The sequence below is a fragment of the Nonomuraea sp. NPDC003560 genome (assembly GCF_042878785.1).
Lineage (GTDB): Bacteria > Actinomycetota > Actinomycetes > Streptosporangiales > Streptosporangiaceae > Nonomuraea.
Genome location: NZ_JBIAOF010000010.1, coordinates 121,939 through 142,463 on the forward strand (window position 1 = coordinate 121,939; position 20,525 = coordinate 142,463).

The window sequence follows — 20,525 nt, forward strand, 5'->3', positions numbered from 1 at the left end:
CCGCCGGCCGGTGCGTCCCCGTGCCGGCCGGAACCCCTCGCACCTTCCGCGCAGAAGGGAGATCCACACGATGAAAGGCTCTCGTCCCGCCGTCCGCACGGCCACGCGGGCCGCGGTGACGGTCGTCGCCGCGGTCGCGACCGTGGCGGCCGTCCTCCCCGCCGCCGCGCACGCGGACGGCACATACCGCTGGCAGAACGAATACACGCGCCAGTACCTGGAGGTCTACCAGAAATCGAAGGCCAATGGCGGCATCGTCTCCGTCTGGCGCTACAACGGCGGCAAGAACCAGTTGTGGAAGGACACCAAGACCAGCGCCGGCTATTACCGCGTCCGCAACGTGAACAGCGGCAAATCGATGGACCGCTGGAACTCCACCTTCACCCCCGACTACAACGGCGCCGCGTGCCCGGTCACGCAATGGAGCTGGTGGGGCGGCGCCCAGCAGCAGTGGAAGGGCCGTAGCGTCTACAGCCGCATCTACAGTCGGCGATTTCTCATTTGGTACAACTGGCAGGGCTGCCGGGGCGACGGATGGCACGACACCCTGGGCGTGCTGCAGCCCTTCCATTATTCCAACGTCATTCTCTACTCGCGCGAATACTGCACCGAGGGCAGATGGATCGGCAAGGGCGAGTGCTTCTGGAGGAGGAACGGCAAATGAGAAAGGGCACACCACCGCTGCTGGCCGCCGGGGCCGTCCTGCTGACCATCGGGATCACCGCGGTCAACCTCCAGCCGGCGGCGTACAGCTCGGCCGCCTCCCCGACCCTCGACCCCGACCCGCTGCCCACCACGGGCGAGGTGCTGCCGGTTCCCGGGCCCACGGGGACGCTCGGGCCGGAGCCGTCCCCGATCCCGGAGCCGGCGCTCACCGCCGTCCCGTCGGATCCGGGGCTGCCGATGCCGCTCGATCCGTACATGACGTCCATGGCCGACATCCACACCATCGACCTGGCCAAGGACGCCGCGACCGCCACGTGCATGCAGTCGCTCGGCTTCTCCGCCTGGACGGCGGGCGTCGTACGGAACTGGAACCCCGAGGACTACGTCGAGGCCGACCTGATCGAACCCCTCGACGCGACGGCGGCCTCCCGGTCCGGATACCCGAGGCCCGCGCTCGACCCGGCCGTGGCGGCCGCCGCCGCGGAGCCCGCCGACCAGCGTGCGCCCACGGCGGAGGAGATGGCGGCCTACGACGGTACCGCCGCCACGACCGGGCCGGGGCAGTCCATCCCCCAGGGCGGCTGCGCGACCAGCGGCGAGACCAGCGTCCTCGGCCAGGACCACGCGCTGGCCGCCGACCCCCGGCTGCTGGCCGACGACGCGAGCTTCCTCGCCCTGGAGCACACCGCCGTCGCACGGGCCCTGAACCAGTGGGTGAGCTGCATGACGGCCAAGGGGTACGCCTACGACAGCCCGATGAGCGCCCGAGCCGATCTGCGCTGGGCCGGGCGGGAGCCCGGTGTGGCCGCCACACAGGCGGAGAAGCAGGTCGCGGCCGACGACGCCGCCTGCGCGGACGGCGCCGGCCTGCTGCCGACGTACCGCGCGGCGAAGCGCGCCTACGAAGAGGTCATGGTCCGCGACCAGCGGCAGGCGCTGACCGAGTCGCTGTCCGTCTTCACCACCTGGGTGCGGCGTGCCAAGGCGGTACTGGCGGGCCAGTGAGCCTGCCGAGGCACGTCCTTCGTCGAGCGGAGTGCACATGAAGCAACCCCTGGTCCGCCGCCTCATCACCGCGGCCGCCGTCATGACGGCCGTCATGACGGCCCTCGTCGCGGCGCCGCCCGAGCCGTCGCGGGCGGCCTCGGCGGCGGCGTCCGGCCCCCGCGTGGATCCCGGGCTGGCGGCGAAGCTGTCCGCGGGCCGCGAGGTCCGCGTGAACGTGGTGACGCGGGACCGCGCCGGCCTGTCCGCCGCCGCCGCGGCCGGCCACGGACGGGTGATCCAGACGCTGTCGCGATTACCGGTGCTCACCGTGCGCGCCGGCCGCGCGGAGGTGGACCGGCTGGCGGCCCAGCCAGGCGTGGTCAGCGTGTCGGAGGACGTGCCGGTCCCGCCCACGCTCGCCGAGAGCGTGCCCCTCATCGGCGCGGACCGCACCCGGGAGGCGGGGCTGACCGGCGAGGGCAGCGCGGTGGCCGTCCTGGACTCGGGTGTCGCGGTTCACCATCCGTTCTTCGGCGGGCGCGTCGTGGCCGAGGCGTGCTTCTCGCCCAGCGACGCCGCCTACGGAGCCTCCAGCCTGTGCCCGGACGGCGCCGACCAGCAGGAAGGTCCCGGAGCGGCGGACGCCGACAGCGGGCCGTGCGCCTACCTCGACTGCGCCCACGGCACGCACGTGGCCGGGATCGTCGCCGGGCAGGAGACCGGCGACGCGGCGGGCGGGGTCGCTCCGGGGGCCGGCCTCGTCGCCGTCCAGGTCTACAGCAGGTTCGACTCCTTCTCCTACTGCGGGAGCGCCGGGCCGCCGTGCCTGCTGAGCTTCGTCAGCGCCCAGCTCGCGGGGATGGAGAAGGTCCTGGACCTGATCGACGGGGGCGTCCCGGTGGCCGCGGTCAACCTCAGCCTGGGCAGCGGCAGGTACACCTCCCCGTGCGACGACGATCCGCGCAGACCCGCGATCGACCGGCTGCTCGCCGCCGGGGCCCTCACGGTCGTGGCCGCGGGCAACAACGGCTACACCGACGCCGTCAGCGCCCCGGCCTGCGTCTCCTCCGCCGTCGCGGTGGGCAGCACCACCGACCAGGACGAGGTGTCCTCCTTCAGCAATCGCGGCCCGCTGCTGGACCTGTTCGCCCCCGGGACGGACATCGTCTCGTCGGTGCCGGGCGGCCGGTGGCAGTCCATGAGCGGCACGTCGATGGCCGCCCCGCACGTCGCCGGGGCTCTGGCGGTGCTGCGCCAGGCGCGTCCCGACGCCACGCCGGCCGAGATCGAGGCGGCGCTGAAGGACACCGGCAAGCCCATCGCCCACGGCGGCGGCAGCACTCCCCGCATCCAGCTCGACGAGGCCGCTCTCGGCTCCGCGGCCCGCCCCGGCCCGCACCAGCTCTTCCAGACCCGCACCCGCGTCCTCGGCAACGTGCAGATCAGCGGGAACTCGACGTTGACCGTCCCCCTCGCGGGCGTCGCCGGGCTCCCCGCCGACGGCATCGCCGCCGTCGCGGTCAACATCGCCGCCAAGGGCGACTTCTTCAACACCGGCTCGCTGGCCGTCTACCCCTCCGGCGCGCCCGAACCGAAGGGCGACGTGCTCTTCTACGACGCCAGCCGGTACGCCTCCACCATGGTCGTGGCGAAGGTCGGCCAGGACGGCGCGCTCAAGCTGGAGAACCGCAGCGGCCAGGCCGTCCGCGTCTACCTCGACGTGCACGGCTACACCCTCGACCACGCCGCGTCCGACGTCGGCGGCACCTACCACCCGGTGGCGCCGTCGCGGATCGCCGACCGGGTGCCGGTCGCGGCGCTGGGGAATCTCGAACTCACGACGCCCGGCCTGCCCTCCCCGCAGAGCGTCGCCCTGACGGTGCTGGTCAAGAGCGCATCCACCGGCACGATCCGGGTCTATCCCGCGGGGGACGCCTTCCCGGCCGACGCCAACGTGGACTACCCCGCCAACACCCCCGTGCAGTTCTTCACCATCGTCAGGCCCGGCGCCGACGGGAAGATCAATGTGCACAATCTGGGCGGCGGCGCGGCCGAGGTCTCGGTCGAGGTGAGCGGCTACTACACCGCCGCCGAACGGGCCTCACTCGTCAAGGCGATCGCCCCCGTCCGGGTCGGCGACGGCGTGACGGTCGCCGCCGGCGGCACGTACGTGCTGCGTCCCTCCGGCGGCGACATCCCCTCGGCGGGCGTCACGGCCGTCGGCGTCGCCGTCACCGCCACCGGGACGGCGAACGGCACGGTCGAGGTCGTCCCCTCCGGCAGCGCCGCCGGCGTGCGGACGGTCGCGTACGCGGCGGGCCGGAACACGGTCGGCTTCGCCACGGCCGCGCTCCGCCCGGACGGCACGGTCGTGCTGAGGAACACCGGCACGTCCCCGGTCAAGATCTCGGTGGACGTCTACGCCTGCTTCACCGGCTGACCCCCAGGCTCTGCGGTTCCGCCCGCCATCCGCCACCCCCCTTGGAGCCCGTCATGAACAGACCCACGATCAGAGCGCTCGGCATCGGCGCGGCCGCCGCGCTGCTCACGGCCGGGCTGACCGTTCCGGCGGGCGCGGCCGCTCCGCCGGACACCCCGCCGCCACAGGAGCCTTCCTCGTCGGTGGCCCCGGCCGAGCGGGACCGCGTGCTGGCCGCGGACTGGCGTACCTCGCCGGACCTCGCCTGGACCACCGAGGGCGACGCGACCGGCTTCCACCTGCTGACGGCCGAGGAACGCACCGGCTACACCTGGCGCACGCTGGCGACGCTGAGCGAGCCCGGCTTCGAGACCGACCGCTGGATCGGCAACGTCTGCTTCACCGCCTCCGGCAGGAAGGCGGTGGCCGTGTACGCGCCGCGCGCCTTCACCAACCAGGCGGACCTGTTCGACCGCGGCGCCTTCACCGCGCTCATCGACGTGCCCACCGGCAAGGTCACCAAGCTGCCGATCCATTCCTCGCTCGCCTACTTCAACCCCGGCTGCGGCCAGGGAGAGCGCAGCGTGATCACGCAGGCCAGGGGAGGGGACCAGCCGGGCGGCCCGCCGGCGCGCACCCGGCTGTCCGTGCTCGACGCGGCCTCGGGGCGGATGGCCGCGCCCGTCGAGCAGGCCGGGCAGGTCACGTCCGCCATCCCCGTGAACGGCGGCATCGTGGCCGCCGCCGGCAGCAGCCTGCGGTTCCTTCCCGCGCGCGGGAAGCCGCGTGACCTCGCCAGGGCGGCGTCGGTGCCGTTCAGGCTGGCCGCCGACGCCGGCGGCGGCGTGGTGTTCATGGAGCACCAGGGGGACGTCGCCCGCGTGCGCCGCGTGCCCGTCGCCGGGGGCGAGGCGGCGGAGCTGGCCTCGGGGCCGCTCACCGAGGTCGACGTGCGCGCGGGCACGGGCGGGAAGGTGTTCCTCACCGGAAGCCTCACGACCGCGCGGCCGCTGCCCGCCCCGGTGACCCGCGTGGACGTCCCCGCCACGGCCCGGCTCTCCTCGCACGGGCGGCTGGCCGTCCTGCCGCAGACGCGGCCCTCGATGGGATCGGGCCGGGAGCCGTCCGCGGAGTGGGTGCGGTCGATGACGTCACAGCGCCCCGACGAGCCCCAGGTCGTCCATCTGAAGACCAGGATCACGACCACCGGCAGGGAGACCGGCTTCACGGTACGGACCTCGGACGGCGTGCCCGACACCGGCACCGGTTCCCTCGCGGTGACGGCCGCCACGTCGATGACCGGCACCGTCGACACCGGCGCCTACTGTTCCGTGCCGCGCAACGATCCCTACACGCAGGTGTACCAGCCGACGCCGCGCCAGGTGGAGTGGGCGGCGGACCAGGCGGTGGTCGGCAACCTGACGATGCTGCGCCCGACCGGCTGGAAGCAGTCGGGCCTGACGCAGTGGCGGCCGCAGGGCGAGTTCCCGCCGCTCTCCCTGGCGGGCGGCGGCCGGGTCCCGGTGCAGGTGTTCCTCGGCATCATGTCGCAGGAGACGAACCTCTGGCAGGCCACCGGCCACGTGCTGCCGGGAAGCACCGGCAACCCGCTGATCGGCAACTACTACGGCCGTGAGCTCTACAACGACGACCCCTCCGACGACTGGGTGATCAACTGGGACAAGAGCGACTGCGGGTACGGCATCACCCAGATCACCGACGGCATGCGCAAGCAGGGACACGAGCGTCCCTGCAAGCCGGACGAGAACTTCTGCGAGGTCGCGCTGCCCGCCTGGCAGCAGCGGGAGATCGCCGTCGACTACGCCACGAACATGGCCGCCGGCCTGCGCATCCTGCAGGACAAGTGGAACCAGACCCGCAACGCCGGGCTGATCCACAGCAACGGCGACTCGGCGTGGCTGGAGAACTGGATCTTCGCCATCTGGGCCTACAACTCGGGCTTCCACCCCGACCAGCACGACGGCTCGCCGTGGGGGGTGGGCTGGGCCAACAACCCCGCCAACCCCGTCTACCCGGCCAACCGCCACTTCTTCAACAGCAACCCGCACGACCCCGCGGAGCCGCAGCTGTGGCCGTACGAGGAGAAGGTCATCGGCTTCGCCGCCTACTCCATCTCCACCCCGGACGGCCCCGGTTTCCGTCCCGCCTGGTGGGTCAGCGTCGAGGACCGCAACGCCGCCAAGCCGCTCGTCTCGTCCTTCTGCGAGCCGGGCAAGAACGACTGCGACCCGGGCGACGCGGCCGCGCCGTGCAAGCACAAGGACGCCTCCGGCCAGTACGACCTGAAGTGCTGGTGGCACACCCCGACGTGGTACCGGATGTGCGGCAGCGGCGTGTGCGGCCACGAGCTGCTGCGCTTCGACACCTCCTATCCCGAGCAGCCCGACGGCACCCACTACGCGCCCAACTGCTCGCTCAGCGGCATCCCGGCCAACGCCTACGTCGTGGACGACGTGCCGTCCTCGGTGCCGATCGTGCGCTCGGGCTGCAGCAGGACCTGGGGCAACTACGGCTCGTTCACGCTGTACTTCAACGAGGCCGAGCCCGCGCCGTACGTCTCCAGAGTCGACTTCCACCAGCTCGGCGGCGGCTTCGGCGACCACTTCTGGTTCACCCACACCAGGGACGCCACCAACGCCGGCCAGCTCAAGTTCGGCGTCACCGGCATCTGGCGCCCGCCGAGCTCCATGACCGGGTGGACGCGCATCAAGGTGCACATCCCGGAGATCGGCGCGCACACCCAGCTCGCCGACTACGTCATCGATCCCGGCGGCAACGCCCCCACCCGGCACCGGGTCGTGGGCCAGTACTGGCAGAAGAACACCTGGGTGGACCTCGGCGTGTTCCACCTCGACTCGGGCGCCAGCGTGTCGCTCAGCAACCTGACCAGACGCGAGGAGGGCCGCAACTGGGACTGGGACATCGCCTTCGACGCCATGGCCTTCATCCCGACGACCAAGCCCAAGGTCGACTACGTGGGCCTCGGCGACTCCTACTCGGCCGGGCAGGGCAACGAGCCGTACGACGAGACCAGCAACTTCACCCTCGGCACCCGCGGCTCGACCTGCCACCGGTCCAAGGCCGACGCCTACGCGCGGATGATCAAATGGCCCGGCTCGTCCGCCACCATCGAGAGCGAGGCGCGCACCGGCAACGGCACCACCGGCTTCGCCCTGCTGGCCTGCTCGGGCGCCCAGACCAAGCACGTCGCGGGCGACGCGTACGCCAACGGCGAGCCGCCGCAGATCGACCAGGGCTACCTGGACGCCGACACCGATCTGGTGACCCTGTCGATCGGCGGCAACGACGCCGGCTTCTCCGACGTCATCAGCCGCTGCACCGTCGGCCTCAACTGCCGCGACGACAGCACCGAACGGGCCATCGCGGCGCTCGACGGCCCGCTCGCCGACACCTTTACCAAGATCCACCAGAAGGCGCCGAACGCCCGCGTCATCGTCCTGGGCTACCCGCACCTGTTCAACGTGCAGAACGAGGCGCCGCTGACCTGCATCAGCTCCCTGCGCATCGGCCAGCTCGACGCCCTGTGGCTCAACGACATGACCGACCGGATGAACGCCGTCAGCGCGGCCGTCATCGCCCGCCTGCGCCAGCAGGGGGTCGACATCTCCTTCATCGACCCGGTGCCGGCCTTCACCGGCCACGCCATCTGCGACGACGACCCGTACGTGCGGGCGATCGACATCACCACCGACGGAGCCTCCTACCACCCCAACCCCGCGGGCCAGCGAGCGTACGCCGCGCTGGTGCAGTCCGCACTGAACGGCTGACCGGAAGGCGGCGGAACGCGTCGCCGGGCGGGCGCAGGCGGGGCCTGCGCCCGCCCCCTGATCAGGACCCGAGGGCTACCGCAGCCTGCCGTACAGCTCGGCGATCTCGGCTTCGTCGGCGACGAGCGGCAGCTGGTCGAAGGTCAGGGTCCAGCCGTTCGAGACGCCGCCGGTGTCGTCGACGCGCTCGACGATGCCGAAGCTGATCGCGTCGGTCTGGCCCTTGGGCAGGAGCGTGCCGTGCCATTCCAGGTAGGTCGCGCCGTTCACCTTCACGGCCTGCCCCGGCTCCAGCCGGACGTCGCTGACCTGTGCGAAGAACCTGTTCAGGTAGGCGAGCTTGCCCTGGGTGGTGCGCAGCGTGCCGCCGTTCAGGCCGGGGGCGGACAGCGGCGCACCGGTGAGCCGCGCCGCCAGGGCCTGCGCGTCCTCGTCGTTCCACGCCTTGGCGCGGGCGACGAGCTCGTCGGGGCCGAGGACCGGCCTGCGGACCTGGTCGGGGCTGCCGCCGTCGGCGACGCCGGCGAACAGGTCGGGCAGCTCGGGGGCGAGCGGCCTGAGCAGGGTGTGCCGGTCGTAGTAGCGGCGGCCTTGCACGACCTTGCCGCCGTCGGTCAGCTGGACCCGGTAGACCGCGTCGTAGGCGACCTCGTGTCCCTTGACCGTGGCCTCGTTGCGCGCTTCGAACATCACGGCGGGACCGTTCACCGCGACGCGCGTGCCTCGGAACCGGAAGTCGGGGATCAGGCTGAGCGTTCCGCTGATCGACCTTCTGATGGCCTCCTCGCCCTGGAGCAGCGGAGTGCTCGCCTTCGCCGGTTCCCACAGCGTCGCGTCCTTGGACCAGAGGTCGACATAGGCGCCCACCCGGTCAGGGGTGGTGACCTTGCCGAACGTGATCTGCCGCCTGATGAACGTGCAGGCGTTGGGCGACACCCAGCCGCTGATGGAGGAGACCTCCGCCCGCGCATCGGCGCAGCCGGCCGCTCGGTCCCAGCCTTCCTCCGTGGCCTGGGCCGGGCTCGCGATCGTGCACAACGCAAGCACCGTGCCGACCGCGAGCCCCATCCCCGCCAACCGCGTCGTCTTCATGACCAGCCCTTTCGACGTTCTTTCAGGTGACACCGAAATTAGGCTGATCCGCTGCGCGGCGAATCTGTCGACGTGACGGTAGTCGGGCGTCCGGCCGGCGCCGGCCCGACCGGCCAGTAGGAGGAGGAGGTCTCCTCCTACAGGAGTATCGATCTCCGGAACCGCCTGGATACCGTTGACGCATGCGATGGCGTGGCAAGGCGCTGGATGTCCTGCTCGTGACGGCCGCCATCGGCTTCGACGTCCTGACCACCTGGCACACCTGGGGTACCGCGTCGGCGCCCGTGGTGATCTGCGGCGCCTTCTCCGTGCTGGCCGGGGCTCCCATGGGGTTACTGCGGCGGTGGCCGGTGGCGGTGGCCGGCTACCTGGCGGGGCTGCTCGTCCTCACCGACCAGCTCGGCGCGTTCACCGTCAACACCGTGCAGATCCTGCTCCTCGCGGCCCTCGGCGTCGTCGCCCACAGGACGCGGCCGCTCACCGTGACCTGCTCGGCCCTGGTCGTGGGCGTGGCCACCGCGGTCAACCTGGCCGATCCCGCCCACCCCTTCACGGCCAACGCCTGGTGGTACTGCGCCGGAGCCGTCGTGGTGCCCGTCCTGATCGGCGTCTACCTGCGCGGCCCGGCCGGACGCCTGCCCGAGCGCGACGTCACTCCGGACGTGCTGCTGGCCGGCGGCGGGCTCACCCTGACCGTCCTGAACACCTGGACGGGCTGGGACACCGCCGGCAAGCCGGTCTGGGTCACCGCGTCGGTGGTGGTGCTCGCGGGCCTGTCCCTGGGCGTCGCGCGGCGGCTGCCGGGGCTGGTGTTCGTGCTTCAGGTGGTCCTCATGCTGCTGGCCGACCGGTACTTCGAGGAGGCGACGGCCACCTGTGTCATGCTCGTCCTGGTTGCCGTGGGCGTGTTCGCCATGCGCGTGGCCTCCTGGCTCTGGACGTTCGTCGTCCACCTCGTCGCCGTCCTCGCCATCGCCGCCTTCACGGCCGCGCCGGCCGACGCCGGGTCGCAGCCGACGCGGGTCCTGGCGCTGATGACGCTCGTCGTGGCCCCCGTGGCGAGCGGCCGCTATCTGCGGGCCCGGCAGGCCGCGCACCAGGCGGAACGGCTGCGCCGTCGCGAGTCGCAACAGCGCGCCCTGGCTCAGGTGCGCGCCGACCAGCTGGCCGAGCGCGAGAGCATCGCCCGCGAGATGCACGACATCGTCGCCCACCACGTCGGCGCCATGGTCCTGCGAGCCGGCGCCGCCCGCTACGCCGACCCCGGCGGGCCCTCCAGCCAGGCGCTCGCCGACATCCATGACGCCGGCCACCAGGTGCTCGAAGACCTCCGCGGCCTGCTCGACCTGCTGCGTGACCCCGACAAGCAGCCCGACCTGCTGGCCGACCCGGCCACCGTGATCCGCCGGTCGGCCGAACGCATGAGCGCGGCGGGGCTGCTCGTCGAGCTCGACATCGGCCCCGAAGTGGCGCGGGCGCCTCTGATGGCCCGCGCCTCGGCCGCCCGGATCGTCCAGGAGGGGCTCACCAACGTGCTCAAACACGCGGGGGCGGGCACCTGGGTGCGGGTGAGCCTCACCGCTGCCCCCGGCGGGCTGGCCGTCGAGGTGCGCAACGGCCGCCCGGCCGCCGCGCTGCTCAGCCTGCCTTCCTCCGGGCAAGGGCTGCGCGGCATGCGCGAACGCGCCCACGCGCTCGGCGGCACCCTCACCGCCGGCCCGGCCGAGGACGGCGGCTGGCTGCTCACCGCCCTGCTGCCCACCAGGCACGCGGCGTGATCCGCCCGGCCCGGACATCGGGCGAGCTCAGCGCCGACCCTCTCTCCCGGTCGGCGTACGGACGGCGGCGAGCAGGGTTCAGCCGGCCGCGGACCGCACGATGCCGTCGACCAGAGCGGCCAGACGGCGCGGCTGGGACAGGAACGGACAGTGGCCGCTGGTCAGCCTGCGGATCTCGGCGGCTCGGGCTGCCATCCGCTCCTGCAAGGCGGGCGGGACGGCTTGGTCCCGCTCGGTGACGATGTAGGTGGCGGGGATGTCGCGCCACCCGGCCGTGTCGGCCTTCTCCGTGAAGGACCGCCTGGTCTGGTTGACCAGGCGGCTCATCTCCCGCTCGGCCTCGGCGTCCGGCAGGTCGCCGTAGAGCGAGGTGCGTGGCTGGTCGATGAGGGGGAACAGGCCGCTCGTGTCGTCGGGGTCCGGCAGGCCGTGGAGGGTGCACAACGACTGTCCCCGGTCCGGCAGGTACGCGGCCAGGTAGATCAGCCGCTCGACGTTGCCGGCTCCGGTGGCGGCCTCGGTCGTCGGGATGCCTCCGTAGGAGTGGGCGAGCAGCACGACCGGGCCTTCGACCGCGGCCAGTTCCGCGGCCAGCACGGCGGCGTCGTCGTGCATGCCCGCGGTGGGACGTTCGCCGGCGCTCGGAAGCGCGGGCGTGCGCGTGGCGTAGCCGAGCGCGTGCAGCTCGGGCTGGAGCCTCGTCCACGTGCTCGGCCGGTGCCAGGCGCCGTGGACCAGGATCACGGTGGTCATGAAGGGACTCCTAGGCTCCTAGGTGATCGATGGGGACATGGGGCGTGTCGTGCCAGGGCTTTCCGGCGATTGCCCAGGGCATCAGCATGGCCGAGCCTGCGCGTCGGGCGCGCGGCCGAGCAGTCGCAGGATCTCGCCGGACAGAAGCTCGTCCGGGCCCTTGAGAGCGTCGGCGAGTTTCGTGTCGGTGCAGAAGATCATCTCGGCTGCGATCTTGTCCTGCACGATCCGGGCCACGTTGTCCAGGGCGACGGGGATCGGCTCGGAGGGGAGCTCGGCCGTGGACAGGTCGATCAGGTGGGTGTCGGCCTGCGCCGGGTCCATGAACTTCTTGATGACGAGCGAGTTCTGGTTCAGGGAGGAGGTGGTCCAGATCGTGAAGACGACGACGTACAGACCTTTCCACGCGTTGTCGCCGAGTTGCCCGCGCCAGCGGGTCATGATGTCCGCGACGCCTTCGATCTGCACTTTGGACGCCCAGTACATGTTGGTGCGGATGTTCGGATACACGCTGCCCGAGTAGTCCTCGAAGGAATCCATGTCGAAGGAGCGGCTTCGTGTGGTGTGGGCGATGAATTCGCGTGACCTGTCGAGAATGTTCGCGCACGACTGCTGAAGACTAGGCGGAAGTCCCGCCTCGTCGAGTCGCCGCCGGGCCGTGTTGATTGTGGCGGAGACGTCCTTGAGCGGCTGGACCCAGCCGTCCGCCGGCCCCTTGAACGCGACCATGTCCAGGTCGTGCGGATCGATCCTGGCGCTCTGGAACGCCGGAACTTGCTTGGGCAGGTACGGGGCGATGACGGTGAAGATGCCCAGCGGGAGGTGCGCGATCGACTTCGCCAGCTCGTAGATCTCGTCGACCGGGTGCAGCGACTCCAGTACCCGCCCGTTCGAGACGAGGCTGTACAGGCCACCCCGATGGTCGTTCTGGACGACGATGACCGGGCTCAGGTGGTTGACGAGGCCGGCTTTCAGCGCGGCGTAGTTCCGCCGCGTGTCGGCGTTGACCGCACGGATCGCGTCGCGTGCCGGCCGAAGCCCGGCAGCGTCCGACGGGGACGTGCCGGCACGTGCGACGGGCAGGACGTTGCCGCCGAGCAGCGTCGTGGCACCGGCTGCGGTGGCGGTGCCGAGGAACGTTCTGCGTGTGACCACTGTCTGACCTGCCTCTCCAGAGCCGCCGTCCGCCGCAGCGCCGACGAGATCGTCCGCCGACGCCAGGCCCTTCGTCACACCGTCACTCCCACTCCGGCCCGAGGTGTGCTGGACCGGAATGTTGACTTAATGTTTGTGTATGGTAACGGTAAGTAGCAGATTTCTGGGTTCTCAGCTCGGGACAAGTGAGTTCCGACAACTGTGGCCATTGCGTCGTAGGCAGGAGAGGGAATGTCCATCCTCAAGGGCGTTACGCCGGTCGTGTCCGCCTCGCGCGCGCCTCGGTTCGCCGCCATGGCGATCGGCGGCCTCGCGCTGCTCATCGCCATGTTCGCCGCCATGTTCGCCGCCATGCTCGTCCCGGCCGCGACCGGCGCACGCGCCGCGGTCGGGATCACCAAGTGCACTGGTTCCCAGACGGTGACCTACACGCCCGGCCTCACCGATCAGCCCCGGGAGGTCACGGTCAGCGGGAAGGCCCCTCTGCTTGACTGCGTCTCCACCAGTGATCCCACCATTTTCCAGGCCACGTCGACCTTCTCCGCCACCGGGACGTTCTCCTGCACCTCCGGCACGAGGGCCGGAAGCCGGAAGATCACCTGGAACAACGACAACACCAGCACGCTGTCCTCCACCTCCACCGTCTCGCTCAACGGCGCCGAAACCGTCGTTCTGATCAAGGGCGTGGTGGTCGACGGCGAGTTCAAGGGAGCGCAATGGACCGGCACGTTCGCCATGTTCAGCACGAAGCCTCTGGCCTGTCTCACCACGCAGGGGCTCGCCGGCGTCTCCGGCCCGCTCACCCTGAGCATCGGCTCGCTGTGAACCGGCCCGCCTGGGAGACGGACTGCGCGCCCGACCCGAGGGGCGACCGCCGCCGGTGGGTCAGCAGGGCTGGAGGGCGGGCAGGCGGCCCTGGAAGAAGGCGGCCGGTGTGACGCCCATCAACGTACGGAACTCGGCCGTCATGTGGGACTGGTCGTAGTAGCCGGTGGCGGTGGCCAGGTCGGCCCAGCGGCCGTGGGCGCGACCAAGGGCGAGGGCCTTGCGGACGCGTTCGATGCGTTCGTAGCGTTTGGGCGACAGGCCGACGGCGTCGGCGAACAGGCCGCGCAGGTGACGTTCGCCGGCGTCGCGGTCGACGGCTCCCGGCTGGTGGCGCGGGACGGCAACGCCCGGCTCATCCCCGACGTCGAGCGGGTGCTGGGACGTTCACCCCGTACGTTCCGCACCTGGGCGGCCGATCATCTCCGGTGACGCCGGCCGCCGGGTCAGGGCGAGTGTGCCGTCACTTGTTCCAGGCCACCAGGAACTCCGCCAGCGAGATGCGCCCGTCCACGTCCCCGTCGTGCTCGTCCGAGGCGTGAAAGATGGAGTCGAGTTCGGCCGCGGTGACCTCCTCGCCGCGGGCGTTCATGGCGAGCGCGAACTCCTCGCGGGTGATGTATCCGTCCCGGTCGCGGTCGAACTCCCTGAACGTGGCGGCCGGGTCGTCAAGGTCTGGCATCGGTGACCTCTCCTTCGATGTACGGACAAAGCAACATCGAAGCACAACCCCGAACCCGGGCGAGGGACGACGGGCCGAAAACCCCTGCCGGGTGGTTCCGGCGGGCGCCGGGCGGTCGGCCCGCCCGGCGCCGGGAACCGGGCTCCTTCCGGCTGCTACGGGTGTCCCGGCATGTCGGTCAGCTCCCAGACCGGGGTGCCCGAGCACGGCACCAGTTCGAGGACGGCTCCCGTGGCGGTGCTCCGGTCCTTGGCGGCGACGCATCTGGAGTTGCTGAGGGACACGATCTGCTGCCCGTCCCCCGACGGACGCAGCTCGAACCGGTAGTCGCTGAGCAAGGGCGCGCACGAGCCGCGGGTCAGGCTGTTCTCGATCCCCGCCCTCGGGATCCCGACCTTGAGGCACTGCTCTCCGGACGGGTCGGAGATCTGGTAGGTCTTCGTCGCCACGCGGCGGAACAGCAGCCGCTGGCCCGGCCCGCACTCCGCCTGGACGACCTGCGTGCCGGAGAAGGACAGGCACTTCTCGGAGTGACTCGCGACGGCGGTCGAGGTGAAGTCCCGGTCCGTCAGCCCGGACCGCAGCTGGAGGTAGGCGGGCTTCTTGGCCAGCTGCTCGTCCAGAGGGTGGGCGGCGCCCCAGCCGGGAACCCCGGACGGCACCCACGAGTACTTGTCGGTGAGGCTCCACATGGTCAGGGACACGCAGCGGGCGACGGCGAGGCACGCCTCGGCGGCCCGGCGGTAGACCTCGCCCTGGGCGGCCAGCTTGCTCGCGTCCACCGGCAGCTTGAGCCGGACGTCCAGCTCGGTGACGGCCACGTCGACCTTCAGCCCGGCGAACAGCTGCAGGGTGTCCTTGAGCTGTGTCAGCGGCAGCGTGGCGGGCAGCGGGTCGGCGATCATGGCGTGGGTCTGGAAGCCGACGCCGTCGATCGGCACTTCCTGAGTCCGCAGGTCGTGTACGAGCTTGTAGAGGCCGTCCCGCTTGCGGTTGTTCCACTCGGCGTTGAAGTCGTTGATGTAGAGCTTGGCCGTGGGGTCGGCGTCGTGGGCCCAGCGGAAGGCGTCGGCGATGTAGCCGGGGCCCAGGCGCTTGAGCCAGATGGACTGCCTGAGGGTGCCGTCCTCGGCGAGGACCTCGTTGACGACGTCCCACACGGCGACCCGGCCGGCGTAACGCTTGACGGTGGTCTGGATGTGCTGCTTGAGCGCGTCGCGCAGTTTCTCGTCGCTGAGTGAGCCGTCGCTGACCCAGGTGGGCAGACCGCCGTGCCAGACGAGGGTGTGACCGCGGACCGTCTGCTTGTTCTCCTCGGCGAAGGAGACGACGGCGTCCGCCTTGGCCCAGGTGTGCACATTCTGTTCGGGCTCAACGTTGACCCATTTCATGGCGTTCTCGGGGGTCACGCTGTTGAACTCGTACTTGAGCTTGTCGCGGTAGCCGTTGTCGGTCTCCAGGGCGCGGTCGTTGACGGCCGCCCCGATGCGCAGGTTCCGGGCCGCCGCCACGGTGCGCAGGGTCTCCTCGGCGGCGGAGGCGGGGATGACGGCCGTCGCCACGACGCCGAGCAGAACGGCGCTCATGCCGGCGAGGGACATGATGGATAGTTTCATCGCTTCTTTCGCAATTGGCTCACGAGCCGGAAGCTCGTCGTAAATGAGGGGGGCAGGAGGGCCACCGCGACCGCGGCGGGCGCGCGGGCCGGGGAGGCGCCGTCACGTGCCCCGCCTTCCACCGCTTCCGAGACGGAACGGGCGCGCGGGGAGGGGGCCGGACCGCTTGCGGGTGTCCTGCACGGGCAGGCGCCCTCGCGAGGGGTGGGCCATCGTGGGCTCCTGTCCGGTCACGGGCATGACCGGTGAGAGGCTGGTCCCCCCACCAGACCCATGACACTAGGGCATTCCGCCTCGATTCGCCCTCATTCAGTCCTCGAACCGGCCTCGGCGCCGCATCCCCGGGTCTCTGCACTGGCGCTCGCAGATCAAGGGGGGAGCGTGATGGCCGCGGCGCCGGGGGAGCGGCGTCCGCGACGCGGCTCTCAGCGGCTCGCCGGGGTGGCGGCGAGCAGGGGTTCGAGGGCGCCGAGGGCCGCGCCGACGCAGATGTCGCGTAGCTGATCGCGCGTGCAGGTCTCGCGGGTGAGCCAGTCGACGCAGAGGACCTGGACGAAGACCAGCCAGCTCTTCAGGACCCCGGAGACGGCCTCGCGGACGTCGTCGCCCGCGAGCGGAAGGACCGCCAGCAGCCGCGCCCGGAGCGCGTCCAGCTCGTTCGACATGATCGTCTGGATCACCGGGTCGCCCGCGAGCACCCGGTTCGCGGCGAGGACGGCGTTGCGGTTGGCCACGAAGTAGTCGAGATGGACGTCCATGCCCTGCACGAGCTGCTCACGCAGCGAATGGGCGGGGTCGAGCCGCGTCTCGGCGAGCAACCGGTCCGCGGCCTGCTGGTAGACGGCGGCGAAGAGGGCCTGCTTGCTCGGGAAGTGCCGGTAGAGCAGCGCCCGTGACACGCCGGCCTGCTCGGCGACCTCTTCCATCAGCACGTCGGCGTAGGGGTGGGCGGCGAAGAGCCGGGCGCCGACGGCGAGGAGCTGGGCGTGGCGCCCGTCAGGGGTGAGTCGCCGGCGTGGAGGCATGGACCAAGTCTAGTTGACACACGTCTACTAGCGCGCCACCGTAGTAGACACATGTCAACTATGGCGGGAGAGATCATGGTCAAGGCGCTGCGTACGCTCGCCCAGCTGATGGGATGGGCCTGCGTGCTGATCGGCCTGCTCCACGTGGCGCTCGGCAACGCGGCGATCCCCGGCGCCGCTGCCGCGGGGCCGACGATCGACAGCTGGGGCCGGTTCATGGGGGCCGCCTTCGCCGGCTACGGGCTGGCGTGGGTGTGGGCGGCGCGGCAGCGCCCGATCCCGGCCGGGGTGGTGCGGTGGCTGGCCGCCGTCTTCCTGCTGGGCGGCGTGGGGCGGCTGCTCTCGCTCGCCGTGTCCGGCCGGCCGCACGGGTTCCAGATCGTGCTGGCGGTCGTCGAACTCGTGCTGCCGCCGGTCTTCTTCTGGCTCGCCGGCAAGGAGGAGCGCGCCTGCTCGGCCTGAGCGGCCCGGCCGAGCGGGGCGCGAGCACCGCGACCGGCGGGGTCAGCTCCAGGTCGCCCGCTGGAGAATCGTGCCGAGCCGGCCGTCGCTCCACTGGTCGAAGACGAGGATCCTCGACTTGGGCAGGTGCCAGATCCGCTCCTGATAGGAGACGCCGGTCCGCTTGGCCGACTGCGTCGTGCAGCCGACCCGCCAGACGCGGTAGGTGGCCTTGTGTCCCGCTCCGACCGGGCGGGTGCCACGGGCGACGAGCTTGCCGGGGAAGTCCTCTATGTAGCGCTTGTCGGGTACGCAGCTCGCGAGCCCGTTGCCCGGGTGGTACGGCTCCTCGGGGTCGTAGGGGTTGCCGTGGCGGGCCAGAGAGATGCCCTCCGGCCCGACGAGGTAGAACCCGCGGCACTCGACGGCGCGCCGGTCGCAGCCGCCGGTCCTGACGTGAATGCCCCACCTGTCTTGTTTTCCGACCTTCCAGGTCGCAGGGATCTGGAGCGTCATGCCGCGGAAGGTCAGCGGCTTGGTCGCCGCGCTCTGCGCGGGCGCGCCGGTGAACAGGAGGGAGGCGGTCACAACCAGGGTCGTCAGCATGATCGCGAGGCTAGGGAAGCCCGCTTGTGGCTCGGCTGCAACGCACTTGGAGTCCGCTCGAACTGCCCGCTCGAAGTGCCCGCTCGAACCGTCCGCTCCTCCCGGACGCGACCTCGGCCCGTGACGGCTAGTCGCGGCCGCTGCCGCGGTAGAGGTCCAGCTCTCCGTCGAGTTCCAGGGCGAGCACCGTGGCGTGCGGGTCGATCGCGTGCGCGGGTGGCGCGTCGATCCACAGGATGCCGGGCACGCCGTTGAGCTCTCCGGTGATCGAGTGCCCGAGTTCGCAGTCGGCGCCGACCACCCTGGCGCGCAGGACGGTGTTGCGCAGCCCGCGCACCGTCACCGTGTCGCGGGGCGGGTCGAAGCAGGTCAGGTACAGGGTTCTGCGGTCGGCGGACAGCGTGCTCGGGCCGTAGTGGTGGCCCGCCGGCAGCCCGGCGGTCGTGCCGTACACCGCCTCGGCGTGCCGGTCGATCCAGGCGCCGAGGCCCTTCAGGCGGTCGGCCTGTTCGGGGAGTATGCGGCCGTCGGCGGTGGGGCCCACGTCGAGCAGGAGGTTGCCGCCCGCGCCGATGGTCTCGGCGAAGTAGCGGACCAGGTGGCCCACGGGCTTGTGGTTGGTGTCGTCCGGGCGGAAACCCCAGTTGTCGTTGATGGTGAGGCACAGCTCCCACGGGCCGTCGGGCGGCGTGATGGGGACGCCCTGTTCCGGCGTCGCGTAGTCGCCGCGCGAGAGCATGCGCGCGTTGAGCACGGTCCGCGGCCGTACGGCGAGGATGCGGTCGGCGAGGGCGTCGATGCCCCATTGCTCCTCCGAGCGCTCCCATTCGCCGTCGAACCACAGCAGGTCGGGCCGGTACCGCTCGACGAGCTCGTCGACCTGGCCGTCGCGGTAGGCCAGGTAGCGGGCCCACGCGGCCGGGTCCTCCCGGCCCTCCGGAGGCGTCACGTAGGGGCTCGGGTGGGCCTGCGGGCCGACGACGCTGGGGTAGTCGGGGTGGTTCCAGTCGGAGTGCGAGTAGTACAGCCCGACCTTCAGCCCGCGCTCGCGCAGCGCGTCCGCGAAGGGGCCGACCAGGTCGCGTCCCGCCGGGGAGGCGGTGACGTTCAGCTCGCCGTACGCGCTGTCCCACAGCGCGAAGCCGTCGTGGTGCCGGGTGGTGAGCACGGCGTACCGGGCTCCGGCCTGGGCGAACAGCTCCGCCCACGCCGCGGGGTCATAGCCGTCGGCGGTGAATCCGCCGAGCTGGGCCAGGTAGTCCTCACGGGAGATGTCGCCGTAGTAGAACGACCAGGACTCGGCCACTCCCTCGACGGCGTAGAGGCCGTAGTGGACGAAGATGCCGAGCTTGGCGTCGGTGAACCAGGGTTGCATGGGCACGGGGGGATCCTTCTTCGGTTCTTACCATTTCCAGGGCGGCGTCGAGGCGCTGGAGAGCGTCTTGCCGCCCAGGGCCGAGGCGTAGAGCTGTTCCATGACGGAGGTGGCGGCCAGGCCGCCCGCGCCGGTGATCGACGCGCGATCCTTCAACGCAGAGGGGACGATCGGGGGCGCGGGCCGTACGGTGCACAGCCTCTCGACGTGGCGGCGCAGCGGGTCGAGAAAGGTGTCGCCCGCCTGGACGTTGCCGCCGCCGACGACCACGATCTCGGGGTCGACGGTGAGCACCAGCGCGGCGATGCCGATCGCGATGACGTCGGCGAACCGGTCGACGGCGGCCACCGCGAGCGGGTCGCCCGCGGTGGCGGCGTCGAACACGCCCTCCCTGCTGACCCGGCGGCCGTCGGTGAGCTCGACGTCGTGCAGGTGCTGCTGGGCATGCTCCCAGCCCATCTGCGGCAGTGCGCCGATCTCGCCGGCGGCGCCGTTCGCGCCCCGCACGACGGTGTTGTTCAGCACGACCCCCGCCCCGGTGCGGTTGCCGGAGTGCACGTAGACCATCGAAGCGGCCTCGGCGGCGCTGCCCTTCCACGCCTCGGCGAACGCGGCGAGGTTCGAGTCGTTCTCGACGGCGATGGGGCACTCGAAGGACGACGCGAAAGCGGTGCGCACGTTGAGCCCCTCCCAGTCGTCGAGGCCGCGCGTGACGACGTCCTGGTAGACCACGGCGGGCACGGACACCCCCATCGCCCACACGTCGGCGCGCCCGCGGCCCTGCGAGGCGAGGAGCCGGTCGACCACCCCGACGGCGTCGGCCAGGACGGCCTCGGGCGGGTCCGCGACGGAGACGGTGATCGAGTGGGTGGCCAGGACCTCGCCGTTCAGGTCGGCGAGCTCGGCGCGGGTGGTGTGCTGGCCGATGTCGATGCCGGCGACGACGGCCGCGCCCGCGTTGAACTGGTAGCGGTTGGCCGGCCGCCCGGCTCCGGTGGGGGAGAGGGGCTCGACGCTCGTCACCCAGCCGAGGGCCACGAGGTCGCCCACCACCGTGTCGGCCGCGGTCTTCGACAGCCCGACGACCTGGGCGATCGCCGGGATGGTGAGAGGCTCCAGGCGGATCGCCTCGATCACCGCCAGCGAATTGATGCGGCGCAGGCGCGACTGGCCCACGGGCTGGCGCAGCAGGCTCGCTTCACGTCCGATCAGCACTCACGTGGCCCTTTCGTATCCCAAGACGTCTTCCATTAAAACACAAAGTGTATTTATTATTGCCAACCGTGCCTCCCAGCC

Annotated in this window: 18 protein-coding genes; 8 read left to right on the top strand and 10 right to left on the bottom strand. The window is 71.4% G+C overall.

Features of this window, described 5'->3' with window-relative positions:
* The first annotated feature begins 70 nt into the window (after positions 1–70).
* From ACFYUV_RS34165 to ACFYUV_RS34180, 4 genes are read left to right on the top strand one after another with little or no spacing between them, the layout of a single operon-like run.
* Positions 71–664, top strand: a complete 594-nt coding sequence (locus tag ACFYUV_RS34165; protein ID WP_387675890.1) for an RICIN domain-containing protein — start codon at positions 71–73, stop codon at positions 662–664.
* A complete protein-coding gene (locus ACFYUV_RS34170; RefSeq protein WP_387675893.1) occupies positions 661–1,671 on the top strand; it encodes a hypothetical protein in 1,011 nt (336 codons plus the stop codon). The genes ACFYUV_RS34165 and ACFYUV_RS34170 overlap by 4 nt, the downstream gene beginning before the upstream one ends.
* A gap of 37 nt (positions 1,672–1,708) precedes the next feature.
* Complete coding sequence (locus tag ACFYUV_RS34175) at positions 1,709–4,093, top strand: S8 family serine peptidase (RefSeq protein ID WP_387675896.1); 2,385 nt, start codon at positions 1,709–1,711, stop codon at positions 4,091–4,093.
* Positions 4,094–4,146: 53 nt separating this feature from the next.
* Positions 4,147–7,881 carry an SGNH/GDSL hydrolase family protein gene (locus ACFYUV_RS34180; protein WP_387675899.1) on the top strand — a complete coding sequence of 1,245 codons (3,735 nt, stop codon included), beginning with the start codon at positions 4,147–4,149 and terminating at the stop codon, positions 7,879–7,881.
* A gap of 75 nt (positions 7,882–7,956) precedes the next feature.
* Here the strand turns inward: ACFYUV_RS34180 and ACFYUV_RS34185 are convergent, their stop codons facing one another.
* Positions 7,957–8,973, bottom strand: coding sequence for a nuclear transport factor 2 family protein (locus ACFYUV_RS34185; RefSeq protein ID WP_387675903.1), 1,017 nt, complete (start codon positions 8,971–8,973; stop codon positions 7,957–7,959).
* Between the two features lie 182 nt (positions 8,974–9,155).
* Between ACFYUV_RS34185 and ACFYUV_RS34190 the strand changes: the two genes are divergently transcribed.
* Positions 9,156–10,751 carry a sensor histidine kinase gene (locus ACFYUV_RS34190; protein WP_387675906.1) on the top strand — a complete coding sequence of 532 codons (1,596 nt, stop codon included), beginning with the start codon at positions 9,156–9,158 and terminating at the stop codon, positions 10,749–10,751.
* Positions 10,752–10,829: 78 nt separating this feature from the next.
* On the opposite strand, the gene ACFYUV_RS34195 is transcribed toward ACFYUV_RS34190, so the two are convergent.
* On the bottom strand, positions 10,830–11,504 hold the full coding sequence (locus ACFYUV_RS34195; protein WP_387675909.1) for an alpha/beta hydrolase: 675 nt from the start codon (positions 11,502–11,504) through the stop codon (positions 10,830–10,832).
* An 81-nt stretch (positions 11,505–11,585) separates the two neighbouring features.
* Complete coding sequence (locus tag ACFYUV_RS34200; protein ID WP_387675912.1) at positions 11,586–12,737, bottom strand: twin-arginine translocation signal domain-containing protein; 1,152 nt, start codon at positions 12,735–12,737, stop codon at positions 11,586–11,588.
* Positions 12,738–12,953: 216 nt separating this feature from the next.
* Between ACFYUV_RS34200 and ACFYUV_RS34205 the strand changes: the two genes are divergently transcribed.
* Positions 12,954–13,484 (top strand): hypothetical protein, encoded by a 531-nt coding sequence (locus ACFYUV_RS34205; protein ID WP_387675915.1) that lies wholly within the window; start codon positions 12,954–12,956, stop codon positions 13,482–13,484.
* Positions 13,485–13,544: 60 nt separating this feature from the next.
* Here the strand turns inward: ACFYUV_RS34205 and ACFYUV_RS34210 are convergent, their stop codons facing one another.
* Positions 13,545–13,775, bottom strand: coding sequence for a helix-turn-helix domain-containing protein (locus tag ACFYUV_RS34210; protein WP_387676625.1), 231 nt, complete (start codon positions 13,773–13,775; stop codon positions 13,545–13,547).
* Between ACFYUV_RS34210 and ACFYUV_RS34215 the strand changes: the two genes are divergently transcribed.
* Positions 13,680–13,916 (top strand): hypothetical protein, encoded by a 237-nt coding sequence (locus tag ACFYUV_RS34215; protein ID WP_387675918.1) that lies wholly within the window; start codon positions 13,680–13,682, stop codon positions 13,914–13,916. The two genes, ACFYUV_RS34210 and ACFYUV_RS34215, sit on opposite strands and share 96 nt — an antisense overlap.
* Before the next feature lie 31 nt (positions 13,917–13,947).
* Here ACFYUV_RS34215 and ACFYUV_RS34220 read toward each other — a convergent pair whose 3' ends face one another.
* The 3 genes from ACFYUV_RS34220 to ACFYUV_RS34230 form a co-directional block, all read right to left on the bottom strand.
* A complete protein-coding gene (locus ACFYUV_RS34220; RefSeq protein ID WP_189654025.1) occupies positions 13,948–14,166 on the bottom strand; it encodes an EF-hand domain-containing protein in 219 nt (72 codons plus the stop codon).
* 155 nt (positions 14,167–14,321) lie between these two features.
* A complete protein-coding gene (locus ACFYUV_RS34225; RefSeq protein ID WP_387675923.1) occupies positions 14,322–15,752 on the bottom strand; it encodes an endo-1,4-beta-xylanase in 1,431 nt (476 codons plus the stop codon).
* Between the two features lie 455 nt (positions 15,753–16,207).
* Positions 16,208–16,807, bottom strand: a complete 600-nt coding sequence (locus ACFYUV_RS34230) for a TetR/AcrR family transcriptional regulator (protein ID WP_387675925.1) — start codon at positions 16,805–16,807, stop codon at positions 16,208–16,210.
* Between the two features lie 60 nt (positions 16,808–16,867).
* On the opposite strand from ACFYUV_RS34230, the gene ACFYUV_RS34235 reads away from it, so the two are divergent.
* On the top strand, positions 16,868–17,269 hold the full coding sequence (locus ACFYUV_RS34235) for a DUF4345 domain-containing protein (RefSeq protein WP_387675928.1): 402 nt from the start codon (positions 16,868–16,870) through the stop codon (positions 17,267–17,269).
* Between the two features lie 42 nt (positions 17,270–17,311).
* Here ACFYUV_RS34235 and ACFYUV_RS34240 read toward each other — a convergent pair whose 3' ends face one another.
* The 3 genes from ACFYUV_RS34240 to ACFYUV_RS34250 form a co-directional block, all read right to left on the bottom strand.
* Positions 17,312–17,854 carry a hypothetical protein gene (locus tag ACFYUV_RS34240; RefSeq protein WP_387675931.1) on the bottom strand — a complete coding sequence of 181 codons (543 nt, stop codon included), beginning with the start codon at positions 17,852–17,854 and terminating at the stop codon, positions 17,312–17,314.
* A 127-nt stretch (positions 17,855–17,981) separates the two neighbouring features.
* Positions 17,982–19,229 (bottom strand): alpha-L-fucosidase, encoded by a 1,248-nt coding sequence (locus ACFYUV_RS34245; RefSeq protein ID WP_387676627.1) that lies wholly within the window; start codon positions 19,227–19,229, stop codon positions 17,982–17,984.
* A 27-nt stretch (positions 19,230–19,256) separates the two neighbouring features.
* The gene (locus ACFYUV_RS34250) at positions 19,257–20,444 is read right to left on the bottom strand and encodes an ROK family protein (RefSeq protein WP_387675933.1); all 1,188 of its coding nucleotides are present in this window, start codon (positions 20,442–20,444) and stop codon (positions 19,257–19,259) included.
* Between the last annotated feature and the right edge of the window lie 81 nt (positions 20,445–20,525).

What these genes read in the sequence shown, in the direction of transcription:
- ACFYUV_RS34205 (WP_387675915.1), top strand. Translation starts at nt 12,954, where the DNA reads ATGGCGATCGGCGGCCTCGCGCTGCTCATCGCCATGTTCGCCGCCATG.
- ACFYUV_RS34225 (WP_387675923.1), bottom strand. Translation starts at nt 15,752, where the DNA reads ATGAGCGCCGTTCTGCTCGGCGTCGTGGCGACGGCCGTCATCCCCGCC.
- ACFYUV_RS34170 (WP_387675893.1), top strand. Translation starts at nt 661, where the DNA reads ATGAGAAAGGGCACACCACCGCTGCTGGCCGCCGGGGCCGTCCTGCTG.
- ACFYUV_RS34175 (WP_387675896.1), top strand. Translation starts at nt 1,709, where the DNA reads ATGAAGCAACCCCTGGTCCGCCGCCTCATCACCGCGGCCGCCGTCATG.
- ACFYUV_RS34165 (WP_387675890.1), top strand. Translation starts at nt 71, where the DNA reads ATGAAAGGCTCTCGTCCCGCCGTCCGCACGGCCACGCGGGCCGCGGTG.
- ACFYUV_RS34240 (WP_387675931.1), bottom strand. Translation starts at nt 17,854, where the DNA reads ATGCTGACGACCCTGGTTGTGACCGCCTCCCTCCTGTTCACCGGCGCG.
- ACFYUV_RS34220 (WP_189654025.1), bottom strand. Translation starts at nt 14,166, where the DNA reads ATGCCAGACCTTGACGACCCGGCCGCCACGTTCAGGGAGTTCGACCGC.
- ACFYUV_RS34245 (WP_387676627.1), bottom strand. Translation starts at nt 19,229, where the DNA reads ATGCAACCCTGGTTCACCGACGCCAAGCTCGGCATCTTCGTCCACTAC.
- ACFYUV_RS34190 (WP_387675906.1), top strand. Translation starts at nt 9,156, where the DNA reads ATGCGATGGCGTGGCAAGGCGCTGGATGTCCTGCTCGTGACGGCCGCC.
- ACFYUV_RS34195 (WP_387675909.1), bottom strand. Translation starts at nt 11,504, where the DNA reads ATGACCACCGTGATCCTGGTCCACGGCGCCTGGCACCGGCCGAGCACG.
- ACFYUV_RS34235 (WP_387675928.1), top strand. Translation starts at nt 16,868, where the DNA reads ATGGCGGGAGAGATCATGGTCAAGGCGCTGCGTACGCTCGCCCAGCTG.
- ACFYUV_RS34185 (WP_387675903.1), bottom strand. Translation starts at nt 8,973, where the DNA reads ATGAAGACGACGCGGTTGGCGGGGATGGGGCTCGCGGTCGGCACGGTG.
- ACFYUV_RS34180 (WP_387675899.1), top strand. Translation starts at nt 4,147, where the DNA reads ATGAACAGACCCACGATCAGAGCGCTCGGCATCGGCGCGGCCGCCGCG.
- ACFYUV_RS34230 (WP_387675925.1), bottom strand. Translation starts at nt 16,807, where the DNA reads ATGCCTCCACGCCGGCGACTCACCCCTGACGGGCGCCACGCCCAGCTC.